This is a genomic window from Pseudomonas sp. TMP9 (genome assembly GCF_037943105.1).
GTDB lineage: Bacteria > Pseudomonadota > Gammaproteobacteria > Pseudomonadales > Pseudomonadaceae > Aquipseudomonas.
This window is the reverse complement of record NZ_CP149803.1, coordinates 47,591-59,447: the sequence shown is the minus strand read 5'-3', so window position 1 is coordinate 59,447 and position 11,857 is coordinate 47,591. Positions and strand designations below refer to the sequence as shown.

11 protein-coding genes are annotated in these 11,857 nt (G+C 58.7%); 6 read left to right on the top strand and 5 right to left on the bottom strand.

Annotated elements, in window-relative coordinates:
- Window positions 1–71: 71 nt before the first annotated feature.
- The 6 genes from glcC to WF513_RS00250 all read left to right on the top strand — a co-directional run bounded on the left by glcC (window position 72) and on the right by WF513_RS00250 (window position 6,078).
- Window positions 72–845 (top strand): transcriptional regulator GlcC, encoded by a 774-nt coding sequence (gene glcC / locus WF513_RS00275; protein WP_339080746.1) that lies wholly within the window; start codon window positions 72–74, stop codon window positions 843–845.
- A 137-nt stretch (window positions 846–982) separates the two neighbouring features.
- Window positions 983–1,537: a chorismate lyase gene (locus tag WF513_RS00270; protein ID WP_339080745.1), complete on the top strand. Its 555-nt coding sequence runs from the start codon at window positions 983–985 to the stop codon at window positions 1,535–1,537.
- Between the two features lie 67 nt (window positions 1,538–1,604).
- On the top strand, window positions 1,605–2,498 hold the full coding sequence (gene ubiA, locus WF513_RS00265; RefSeq protein WP_339080744.1) for a 4-hydroxybenzoate octaprenyltransferase: 894 nt from the start codon (window positions 1,605–1,607) through the stop codon (window positions 2,496–2,498).
- A 118-nt stretch (window positions 2,499–2,616) separates the two neighbouring features.
- Complete coding sequence (gene phoB / locus WF513_RS00260) at window positions 2,617–3,306, top strand: phosphate regulon transcriptional regulator PhoB (protein WP_339080743.1); 690 nt, start codon at window positions 2,617–2,619, stop codon at window positions 3,304–3,306.
- Between the two features lie 55 nt (window positions 3,307–3,361).
- Window positions 3,362–4,669: a phosphate regulon sensor histidine kinase PhoR gene (gene phoR, locus WF513_RS00255; protein WP_339080742.1), complete on the top strand. Its 1,308-nt coding sequence runs from the start codon at window positions 3,362–3,364 to the stop codon at window positions 4,667–4,669.
- Between the two features lie 68 nt (window positions 4,670–4,737).
- A complete protein-coding gene (locus WF513_RS00250) occupies window positions 4,738–6,078 on the top strand; it encodes a hemolysin family protein (RefSeq protein ID WP_339080741.1) in 1,341 nt (446 codons plus the stop codon).
- A gap of 170 nt (window positions 6,079–6,248) precedes the next feature.
- On the opposite strand, the gene WF513_RS00245 is transcribed toward WF513_RS00250, so the two are convergent.
- The 5 genes from WF513_RS00245 to pstA all read right to left on the bottom strand — a co-directional run bounded on the left by WF513_RS00245 (window position 6,249) and on the right by pstA (window position 11,702).
- Window positions 6,249–7,145, bottom strand: a complete 897-nt coding sequence (locus tag WF513_RS00245) for a M23 family metallopeptidase (protein ID WP_339080740.1) — start codon at window positions 7,143–7,145, stop codon at window positions 6,249–6,251.
- Window positions 7,146–7,280: 135 nt separating this feature from the next.
- The gene (locus WF513_RS00240; protein WP_339080739.1) at window positions 7,281–8,192 is read right to left on the bottom strand and encodes a response regulator; all 912 of its coding nucleotides are present in this window, start codon (window positions 8,190–8,192) and stop codon (window positions 7,281–7,283) included.
- A gap of 135 nt (window positions 8,193–8,327) precedes the next feature.
- Window positions 8,328–9,059 carry a phosphate signaling complex protein PhoU gene (phoU, locus tag WF513_RS00235; protein WP_339080738.1) on the bottom strand — a complete coding sequence of 244 codons (732 nt, stop codon included), beginning with the start codon at window positions 9,057–9,059 and terminating at the stop codon, window positions 8,328–8,330.
- Between the two features lie 130 nt (window positions 9,060–9,189).
- Complete coding sequence (gene pstB / locus WF513_RS00230) at window positions 9,190–10,023, bottom strand: phosphate ABC transporter ATP-binding protein PstB (protein WP_339080737.1); 834 nt, start codon at window positions 10,021–10,023, stop codon at window positions 9,190–9,192.
- A gap of 62 nt (window positions 10,024–10,085) precedes the next feature.
- Window positions 10,086–11,702: a phosphate ABC transporter permease PstA gene (pstA, locus tag WF513_RS00225; RefSeq protein ID WP_339083659.1), complete on the bottom strand. Its 1,617-nt coding sequence runs from the start codon at window positions 11,700–11,702 to the stop codon at window positions 10,086–10,088.
- Window positions 11,703–11,857 lie beyond the last annotated feature (155 nt).

Sequence of the window (11,857 nt, the reverse complement as noted above, 5' to 3'; positions counted from 1 at the left end):
TAGCGCCTTATATTGATCACCTCGTGATCAGCTAGTTAAAACTGGTCCTACCAGTTTCTCGGAGTATGGATATGACCGCTGAAAGCCCTGAAACACGCCGCCAGGTCAGTGATGTGGTCGCTGAACGTATCGAGCGCTTGATCGTCGACGGTGTGCTCAAGGTCGGCCAGGCGCTGCCCTCGGAACGGCGCCTGTGCGAGAAGCTGGGCATATCCCGTTCAGCCCTGCGCGAGGGGCTGAAGGTGCTGCGTGGTCGCGGCATCATCGAGACAGCCCAAGGCCGTGACTCGCGAGTGGCCTCGCTGAACGGGCCACGCGACGCCAGCCCGCTGATGCACCTGTTCAACTCGCAGCCGCGCACCCTCTTCGACCTACTTGAGGTGCGCGCTCTTCTCGAAGCCGAGTCGGCGCGCTTGGCCGCCCTGCGCGGTACCGACGCGGATTTCGTCCTGCTAACCCGCCGCTATGAAGAAATGCTCGCGGCCCACAGCCAAGCAGTCCCCGCCGAGCCGCGTGAACATGCCCGCCTTGACCATGCTTTCCACTTGGCCGTTTGCGAGGCGTCGCATAATCCGGTGTTGCTGCACACCTTGCAGTCGCTGACTGATTTGATGCTCAGCACGGTATTCGCCTCGGTCAACAACCTGTACCACCGGCCTGTGCAGAAGGGCCAGATCGACCGCCAGCACACGCGCCTCTATCACGCGGTTATCGAACGCCTACCCGAGCAAGCCCAGCGCGCAGCACGCGCACACATCCATAGCATCCGCGACAACCTCAAAGAGATTGAAGAAGAAGAGCAACGCTTGGTCCGAGCCACCATGCGCCTTGAGGGCTGGGCGTAGTGAGGAGTGCGCCACAACTGAGCTATCGGACCCCAAGGCGCGCGTATGCAGCCATAAGTGTTTGGCGTGGCAGGTCGCTGGATGCTTATCGGCATTTGTTACACTCCTACGCTTTCGTTTGTGGTGACTTCTCGACCGTGTCCGACGCCCTCCTTGCTGATCCGCCCCACTGGTTAACCGCCAGCCAATTGCAACCGCCTCCGGTGGCGGACGTTTACGGCTGGCTGTTCATCAACCAAGACTCGCTCACCCAGCGCCTGATCGAATTGTCAGCCAATCGCTTCAGCGTTGTGCCCCTGAGCGAAGGCTGGCAAAGCCTGCGCAGTGACGAATGCGCCGCTCTGAATGTCGCCGAAGGCAGCCAGGGCTGGGTGCGTGAGGTGTTTCTGCGTGGGGATCAACGGCCGTGGGTATTTGCCCGTAGCGTGGCGGCACGCAGCGCATTGCAAACAGCGAACATGAGCCTCGATAAGCTTGGCAGTCGCTCCCTCGGCGAATTACTGTTCAGTGACCGCGCCTTTGCTCGCGGGCCCTTGCAGGCCTGCCACTACCCCGCCGCTTGGCTGCCCGAAGCCGTACGAGGCACCGATTTATGGGCGCGCCGCTCATGCTTTAGTCGAGGCGCATTGAGCGTTTTGGTCGCTGAAGTATTCCTGCCGGCCTTCTGGGCCGCTACCGCCCTTGAGCCTTAGGATGGGTGAGGCCACCTCGCGCACCGACTCCGTATAATCCGCCATAACTCGCATGGAGACGCGCTCGATGTATACCCGCTTGCTGCACTCACTCAACCGCTTGCATCCGCGCGCTTGGGACTTTATTCAGCTGATGCGCCTGGACAAGCCCATTGGCATTTACCTGCTGCTATGGCCGACGCTGTGGGCGTTGTGGGTGGCGGCCGAAGGTGTACCGAGCGCGAAGAACCTGTTTATCTTCATCGTCGGCGTATTCCTCATGCGCGCTGCCGGCTGCGTCATTAATGATTACGCAGACCGCAAAATCGACGGCCACATCAGCCGGACTAAAGCCCGCCCGCTGGCCAGCGGCAGGGTGCAACCGCGCGAAGCGCTGATTCTGTTTGCCGTGCTGCTGACGCTGAGTTTTGTACTGGTGCTGTTTACCAACGCCAGCACTATTTGGCTGTCATTTGGCGGCCTGGCATTGGCGGCCTGCTACCCCTTTATGAAGCGCTTCACCTTCTACCCGCAGGTGGTGCTGGGGGCGGCATTCTCATGGGGCATGCCCATGGCGTTTACCGCCGAAACCGGTAGCGTAACGCCGGAGGCTTGGCTGCTGTATATCGCCAACCTGCTGTGGACGGTGGCCTACGACACCTATTACGCCATGGCTGACCGCGACGACGACCTGAAGATTGGGGTGAAATCCACCGCCATTCTGTTTGGCGATGCCGACCGCCTGATCATCGTCATCCTTCAGGGCTTGGCGTTGCTGTGCCTGTTATTAGCGGCGGCGCGTTTCGAGTTGGGCGTGTACTTCCATGCCGGCCTTCTGGTTGCGGCCGGCTGCTTTGCCTGGGAATACCACAAGACCCAGAATCGTAAGCCAATGGCGTGCTTCAATGCGTTTTTACACAACCACTGGGCCGGACTGGCGATTTTTCTTGGCGTGGTGTTCGATTACGCGTTGCGCGGGTAGGCATAACCCCGCCGATGTGGGCATCGTTACAGAGCCGCGCCACACGACTGTCATAAGGCTGCAATAATTGCGTTATCTAATGCAGCCCATAACAGAGAGATGACCTGAGGTTTGACGCATGGCTGGCAAGAGCATCCTGATCGTCGATGACGAAGCACCGATCCGTGAAATGATCGCCGTGGCCCTAGAGATGGCCGGCTATGACTGCCTAGAAGCGGAGAATACCCAGCAGGCGCACGCCATCATCGTAGACCGTAAACCTGACCTTATTCTGCTCGACTGGATGCTGCCTGGTACCAGCGGCATCGAACTGGCCAGGCGTCTCAAGCGCGATGAGCTGACCAGCGATATTCCAATCATCATGCTCACCGCCAAAGGCGAAGAGGACAACAAAATCCAAGGCCTGGAAGTCGGTGCCGATGATTACATCACCAAGCCCTTCTCCCCACGCGAACTGGTCGCGCGCCTAAAAGCCGTGCTGCGTCGTGCCGGTCCGGTTGACAGCGAGGGGCCCATCGAAGTTGGCGGTCTGCTGCTAGACCCGGTCAGCCACCGCGTCACTATCGACGGTAAGCCCGCCGAGATGGGCCCCACTGAGTATCGCTTGCTGCAGTTTTTTATGACTCACCAAGAGCGTGCCTACACGCGCAGCCAGTTGCTTGATCAGGTCTGGGGCGGCAACGTGTATGTGGAGGAGCGCACCGTCGACGTGCATATCCGCCGTCTGCGCAAAGCGTTGGGTGAGGTTTACGAAAACCTGGTGCAGACCGTGCGCGGCACGGGTTACCGTTTCTCCACCAAAAGCTAGGCTGTGCCGCGGCATGACCTGGCTAACCACCGATTGATTGGCGGATGAATGTGAATTGAATCAAGACTGGCGCGGCCCACTGATACGTCGCTTGCTGCTGTTAGTGGGTGTCTGCCTACTGCTCGGCTTGATCACCGGCGAGTACGCTTGGGCCTTAGTAATCGGCCTTGCCGGTTACCTCGGTTGGCACCTGCAACAACTGTTGCGCCTGCACAAATGGCTGCGTACCCGCCAGGCAGATGAAACGCCGCCAGAGGGTTACGGCCTTTGGGGCGACGTCCTCGACAGCATTTACCGCTTGCAGCGCCGCGATCAGAAAGCACGCGACCGCCTGCAGGCGGTGATTGATCGCGTACAAGAATCCACGGCGGCGCTGAAAGATGCCGTGATCATGCTCGACCGCGACGGCAACTTGGAATGGTGGAACATCGCAGCAGAAAAACTGTTGGGCCTGAAAACGCCGCAGGACAGTGGGCAGCAAATCACTAACTTGGTGCGCGACCCGCGCTTTTTTGAGTATTTCGAAAGTCATAACTACGCCGAGCAGCTGGAACTGCCTTCGCCGATTAATGACCGTTTGCGCCTACAGTTCCATATCACCCGCTATGGCAACCGTGAACACCTGATGCTGGTGCGCGACATCACTCGGTTGCATCAACTGGAGCAAATGCGCAAAGACTTTGTCGCCAACGTGTCCCACGAACTGCGCACCCCGTTGACAGTGATTTCAGGCTACTTGGAAACCTTGCTGGACAACGTCGACAACATCAACCCGCGCTGGCTACGTGCCCTGCAGCAAATGCAGCAGCAGGGCGGGCGCATGCAAAACCTGCTCAATGATTTGCTTTTATTAGCCAAACTTGAAGCCACCGACTACCCCTCAGATAACCAGCCAGTGGCAGTTGATCTGTTATTGCTGAGCATCAAAAACGATGCCCAAGCGCTCTCCGGCGCGCGTCATCACCGCATCAGCTTGGAAGCTGACCCACACCTGAAACTCAAAGGCAGCGAAGCGGAGTTACGCAGCGCGTTCTCTAACCTGGTGTTCAACGCGGTGAAATACACGCCGGATGAAGGCGAAATCTGCATCCGCTGGTGGGGCGACGAACAGGGCGCGCACCTCAGCGTGGAGGACACCGGCCTGGGCATCGAAGCCAAACACCTGCCGCGCCTGACCGAGCGCTTTTACCGGGTAGATTCTAGCCGCGCCAGCAACACCGGCGGTACCGGCCTTGGCCTGGCCATCGCTAAGCATGTGTTGCTGCGCCATCGAGCCCGCTTGGATATCAGCAGTGTCTTGGGCTCAGGCAGCGTATTTACCTGCCACTTCCCCAACGGGCAAGTGGTGCGGCGTGGCCAATAGGCGCCACGACTTGCAAAGGCAACAGCCAGCCTGCACCCTCTAACGGCCATCCACTACCCGAACCTTTTATGGACCCTTTCACGAGTTACGCGGCCAGCAGTTACTTCGCCGATTTCGGCCTTATGCTCTTCGCCCTGTTTCTGGTGTTGCTCAATGGCTTCTTCGTCGCCGCTGAGTTCGCCATCGTTAAGCTGCGCCGCAATAGGGTTGAAGCTCTTGCAACAGAAAACGGTTGGCGCGGGCATATCTTGCGCACCGTGCACAACCAACTCGATGCCTATCTTTTAGCCTGCCAACTGGGCATCACCCTGGCCTCCTTGAGCCTCGGCTGGGTTGGCGAGCCGGCTTTTGCGCACATGCTCGAACCGCTGCTGGCGGCCATCGGCATCGACTCACCGAGGCTGGTGCATGGCATCGCCTTCTTCAGCGCCTTTTTTGTCATTTGCTACCTGCATATTGTGGTTGGCGCACTGGCACCTAAATCGTGGGCCTTGCGTAAACCCGAGTTGCTGTCGCTGTGGACGGCGGCGCCGCTATACCTGTTTTATTGGACGATGTACCCCGCCATCTTTCTGCTGAATGCCAGCGCTAAGGCCATCCTGCGCGTGGCCGGCCAAGACGAACCCAGCCCGCACCATGAGCATCCCTACAGCCGCGACGAGCTTAAGTTGATTCTGCACTCCAGCCGCGCCAGCACCAGCAATGATCAGGACATGCGTGTATTAGCCTCAGCCGTTGAGCTGGGCGAACTGGAAGTGGTGGACTGGGCTAATTCGCGCGAAGACCTGGTGTCCCTGCCGCTCAATGCGGCGCTGGACGAGGTATTCAGCGTGTTCCGCCGGCACAAGTACAGCCGTTACCCCATTTACGATGACGCTAACGGTACCTTTGTCGGCGTGCTGCATATCAAAGACCTGCTGCTGCACCTGTCCCTGCTGGAGATGCTGCCCTCGGCACTAAAACTGGCCGACCTGATGCACCCCGTCGAGCGGGTTAACCGGCACATGCCCTTGTCCAACCTGCTGGAGCAGTTTCGCCACGGCGGCTCGCACTTTGCGCTGGTCGAAGAAGCCGACGGCAAAGTGATCGGCTACCTGACCATGGAAGACGTGCTGGAAGCCTTGGTCGGCGATATTCAAGATGAACACCGCAAAGCCGAGCGCGGCATCCTCGCCTATCAGCCAGGTAAGCTGCTGGTACGCGGTGACACGCCGCTGGCTAAAGTTGAGCGCCTGCTCGGGGTCGACCTCGACCATGTCGAAGCGGAAACCCTGGCCGGACTGATCTATGAAACCCTCAAGCGCATGCCCGAGGAAGAGGAAGTGCTGGAGGTGGACGGCCTGCGCATCATCATCAAAAAGATGAAAGGCCCGAAGATTCTCTTGGCCAAGGTGCTCAAGCTGGACTGAGGGGCAGACTGCCGTAGAACGTGTTTACGATCTCGCGAGCTAGAGTCCTAAAAGGCGCTACGCAGTAACAGCCTTCGGCTGGTCAAAACGGCGAGGAGGCGGACTGGGCTCGCGTTCGAGCCTGTTTTAAACGCAGTAGGGCCGACGCGCAGCAGAAGGTAAGCAGGTTCTTATTCGCCGCCTACGGCAAAATTGGGCAGGCTGTTAACCGGCTGGGAAAAGTCAAAAGGGATCGACTCCAGCGCTAAGCCGACGTTGCGCTGCACCACAAAGTGCAGGTGCGGGCCCGTGCTGTTGCCGGTGTTACCGGAGCGCGCAAGCAAGCTGCCCACGCTGACGTGACTGCCTTCGCGGGCCACCACCGAACCTTTCATCAGGTGCAGGTACACGCCCATGGTGCCGTCCTCGTGCAAAATGCGCACGTAATTGCCGGAGGGGTTATTGCCACGGCCACTCTGCTGATTCTCGGTTTTCACCACAACGCCACTGCGCGCCGCGACAATTGGCGTGCCTTCCGGCATGGCAATGTCCACCGCGTAACGGCCTTTGGGTGTGTAGTGACTGTACTTACCATTAGCGCCTTGGGTCAGGCGAAAGGGACCGCCACGCCACGGCAATGGGTAGTACTTCTGGGTCGGCAACAGGCGCGGGTCGCCTAGGGCGTAGCGCAACTTGGGGGTGTAGCGCATAGGCTGGCTGGCATCACGCGGCGCGAGGGTAGCGAGGCGGATTTTACTGCGCGGCGGCAGCACCCAACTGATGGGCTCGTCCGTAACGCCGGTGACGTTATCAGTGGCTTCGAGGCGTAATTCAATCTGCACCGGCGCGAACAAATCATTGCGGACCAACAAGGTTTCACCGGCTTCGTGCTTCTTGGTTTCCAGCTTTACCTGATTGTCCAAACGCTCGACCATGCGGTCGCGAAACACGAACACTTGCGCGCCAGGCGCAGCCTGATCGGTATAGGTGACCACGCCGTTGGCGTCGGTGTACTTATAAATGGTCAACGCCGTTGCCTGGGTGGCAAGGGTTAACGCACTGCAGAGAAAGATCAGACGCCCTAGCATAACGACCCAGTATTTATGATGTGCTTGTGCGGGAGGAGTAGATTAGCAGCCGATCCCGCGCTAAGCGAACCACGGCACCAGGGTTGTGAGCCATCTCGCACGCGCCGGCTAAACGGGACCGCTGAGCGGGCACGGTCAGGCGCCAGGGCTGAAGTGCTTCTGCGCCGTACCACGGGCAATCAGCCGCGAGATGTAGTCGAGTTTTTGCGGGTCGCTGTCGACAAATTTAAACGTCAGCTGCAGCCACTCGCTGTCCGGCTTGGCCTCGAATGCCGCCACAGCATGCAGGTATCCGTTGAGGCGTGCAGTTTCCGCTGCTTCCCCCTGCTCTAAGTCCAACACAGCGCTTTGCAAAACCTGTGGCAGACTATCGGTGCGCTTAACCACCAGCAGGGCTTCTTTAAGGCTCAGCGCTTTAATCACACAACTCATGCTGCCGTTAGGTAAGCGTAACTGGCCCTGACCGCGCCCGCTGCTCGCGCTGGGGACGGCGGTTTTACTGGCGGCAGGCTTTGCGGCGAAACCGGCGACAGTCTGCACGGCGGGTGTAGCTGCAGGCTTGAGCATATCCGCCTTACCGCCGGTAAGCGCCGACAGTGAATCATTGGCAAAGGCGCCGCTGCTGAGCATTTTCGGCGGCGCGCTCGATAACAATGCCTGCAACTTACCGGCGCGGCTCAGGGCTTTTTTTACCTTGGTGGTCAGCTGCTCGGTGGTGAAGGGCTTGCCGATAAAGTCGGACACGCCGGCTTGAATGGCCTGCACGACGTTTTCCTTATCACCTCGACTGGTGACCATGATAAACGGCACGGTCTTTAGGCTGTCTTGTTCGCGGCACCAGCTGAGCAATTCCAGGCCAGACATTTCCGGCATTTCCCAGTCGCAAAGAATCAGATCAACCGGCTGACGGGTGAGCATTTGCAAGGCTTTACGCCCGTTCACGGCTTCATCGATCTGGATGCCGGGGAAGTTATCACGCAAGCCCTTTTTTACCAGGTCACGGATAAACGTTGCATCGTCCACCACCAGCACGCTGATTTTGCTCATCGGCCACTCCCATTTCTGATGGCCTTAAGCATAGACGTGGCCACTGACCAAAGGCCAACCGAAATTCACACACTGTCGCGATCAGGCGATTTCTGCCGGTGGGCAGCGCATCCGCGTTACCCGGCAGCGCCTGACTCAGTCGTCTTTTTTAATGCCCTGCACTTCTTCCTGCATGCGCGCCAAGCCGATGTGCTTCACATCAGTGCCGCGCACGAGGTAGATGACCAGCTCGGCGATATTGCGCGCGTGGTCACCGATACGCTCCAGCGAACGTAAGGCCCAAATGATGTTGAGCACGCGCGAGATAGAGCGCGGGTCTTCCATCATAAACGTCACCAGCTCGCGCAGAGCGGTCTTGTATTCACGGTCAATGATTTTGTCGTACTGCGCGACGGACAATGCCAAATCAGCATCGAAGCGGGCAAAAGCATCGAGTGCGTCCTGCACCATCTTGCGCACTTGGTCGCCAATATGCCGCACTTCCACATAGCCGTGTGGGGCTTCGCCTTCTTCGCACAGCAGGATCGCGCGCTTAGCAATCTTGGTGGCTTCATCGCCAATGCGCTCAAGGTCGATCACCGACTTGGAGATGCTGATGATCAACCGCAAGTCGGAGGCCGCTGGCTGACGACGGGCAAGAATGCGCACGCACTCTTCGTCAATGTTGCGCTCCATCTGGTTGATCTGCTCGTCGACCTCGCGCACCTGTTGAGCCAGACCGGAGTCGGCATCGATCAGCGCGGTGACGGCGTCGTTGACCTGCTTCTCGACCAAGCCACCCATGGCCAGCAAGTGGCTGCGCACCTCCTCCAGCTCAACATTGAACTGCTGGGAGATGTGCTGAGTAAGATTTTCTTTGTTGATCATGTGCAAACCCTTGAGTTAACCGAAAACGTCTCTGCTTAGGATGGGCGTTAGCAGAGGGTGCTGGGCAACGAGACGGACCGCAGACATTACAACTTCCGCCGACGCAACCCAGCGCACTCTGCCATGACCATCAGCCGTAACGACCGGTGATGTAGTCCTCTGTTTGTTTCTTCGCCGGGTTGGTGAACAGGGTGTCGGTATCACCAAACTCAATCAATTTACCCATGTACATAAACGCGGTGTAATCCGACACCCGAGCCGCTTGCTGCATGTTGTGGGTGACGATGACGATGGTGTACTTAGATTTCAGCTCGTAGATCAGCTCTTCGACTTTCAAGGTCGAGATCGGGTCGAGGGCTGAGCACGGCTCGTCGAGCAGCAGCACTTCCGGCTGCACCGCCACGGTACGGGCGATCACCAGACGCTGCTGCTGGCCGCCCGACAAGCCCAAGGCTGATTCGTGCAGACGGTCCTTGACCTCCTCCCACAGCGCCGCGCTTTTCAGTGCCCACTCCACGGCTTCATCGAGCACACGCTTCTGGTTGATACCCTGAATACGCAGGCCGTAGACCACGTTCTCATAGATACTCTTGGGGAACGGGTTGGGCTTTTGGAACACCATGCCGACACGGCGACGCAACTCGGCGACGTCTTCACCTTTGCGGTAGATGTTCTTACCGTCAAGGTTGATTTCGCCCTCTACGCGGCAGCCGTCGACCAGATCGTTCATCCGGTTGAAGGTGCGCAGCAGGGTCGATTTGCCGCAACCAGACGGGCCGATAAAGGCGGTCACACGCTGGTTGGGAATGGTCATTTTGACGTCGAACAGCGCCTGCTTTTCGCTGTAGAAAAGGTTCAAGCCGGGAACATCGATAGCCACGCGCTCGTTGGCGATGTTCAGGCTTTGGCGATCGCGACCCAGTGCCGAGATGTCGATACCGTGTGTGTGTGCTTCGTGCTGCATGGGATGCTCCCGACGCTAACAGATAGGTTTAGCCGCGCGGCCGATAGGCCGCCGCGTCATGATTAATGGTCCAGCGCTTTGTACTTTTCACGCAGGCGGTTACGCATGTACACCGCTGCCATATTGAGCACCACGATCACCAGCACCAGCAGTAACGCGGTGGCATACACCAGCGGCCGCGCCGCTTCAACGTTGGGGCTCTGGAAGCCGACGTCATAGATGTGGAAGCCCAAGTGCATGATCTTCTGATCCAAGTGCAGGTACGGGTAGTTACCGTCTACTGGCAGGCTTGGCGCCAGTTTCACTACGCCCACCAGCATCAGCGGCGCCACTTCGCCAGCAGCGCGGGCCACGGCAAGAATCAGACCGGTCATCATCGCCGGGCTGGCCATTGGCAGCACCACGCGCCAGAGGGTTTCTACCTTGGTTGCGCCAAGGGCCAATGAGCCCTCACGCACAGCCCGTGGAATCCGTGCCAGGCCTTCTTCGGTGGCCACAATTACCACTGGCAAGGTCAGAATCGCCAGCGTCAGGGACGCCCACATCAGCCCAGGCGTACCAAAGGTCGGCGCTGGCGCTGATTCCGGGAAGAACATGCGGTCCATTGAGCCACCCAGCACATAGACAAAGAAGCCCAAGCCAAATACGCCGTAGACAATCGCTGGCACACCGGCGAGGTTATTCACCGCAATTCGGATCACCCGCGTCAGCGGCCCTTGTTTAGCGTATTCGCGCAGGTAAATAGCCGCCACTACACCGAACGGGGTAACAATCACGGCCATGATCATAGTCATCATCACAGTGCCGAAGATGGCCGGGAAGATACCGCCTTCGGTATTCGCCTCTCGCGGCTCGTCGCTGACGAACTCCCACAGCTTGACGAAGTAGAAGCCGAGCTTGTCAAAGTTGCCCATGGCATTGGGCTGGAAGGCCCGCACCACTTTGCCCAAGGTCAAGGTGATTTCGCGGCCCTCGGTGCTGCGCACCGTTACGCTGTCACGGTTGAAGGCTTGGTTAAGCGCAATCAACTCGGTTTCCAGCACTTTGTATTCGGCATCCCACTGCGCGCGTTCGGCATCCATCTCAGCTTGAGCCACTTCGGTCAGGTTGCCTTGCAGCTCCAGCCTGCGAGTATTTAAACGGATGCGCTCAAGCCCGGCGTTAATTCGGCCAATGTCTTTCTTTTCCAGGCGTACCAGTTGTGTGTGCAGCTTTTCGACGCGGGCAATACGTTCTTGCAGTACCGGCCAGCTGGCATCACCTTCCGCAACCAGCTCGCCACTTTCTTTGACGTTGACCAAGTAGCCGTAGAAGTTACCCCACTCACGGCGCTCCAGCACGACAAGGTTTTCCGGCGTGCTGGGGTTGCTCAGCCATTCGCTGACCACCCACGAGAAGTCGGCGCCATACAGATCACGGTTACCGACCTTAAGCAGCTCACGGGTCATAAACTCGCCGCCGGCTGCATCCACCGGCATACCGGAAGCGGCCAAGCGTGCGCGCGGCACTTCTTCACTGCGGCTAATTTCGCCGGCCATCAAACGGGATTCCTGCCCCGGGATTTGGTAGCTGACTTCGACGACATCCGCCGGCCAGAAGTGGCCAAGGCCGCGCACGGCAATCACCATCAGCAGGCCCAGGGTCATGATCACCGCGATCGACACCGCACCGGCATTCATCCAGATCCACGGCGTACCGCTCTTGAACCAGGTTTTCAGGTTGTTCTGTTTCACGGCATCACACCTTGAATAAAATCGTGCATTCACACCTCAATCCCGCTGGCGGGAGAGGTGCTGGGGGCGAGGGCAGCGGCACATGCCGAAACACCCTCTCC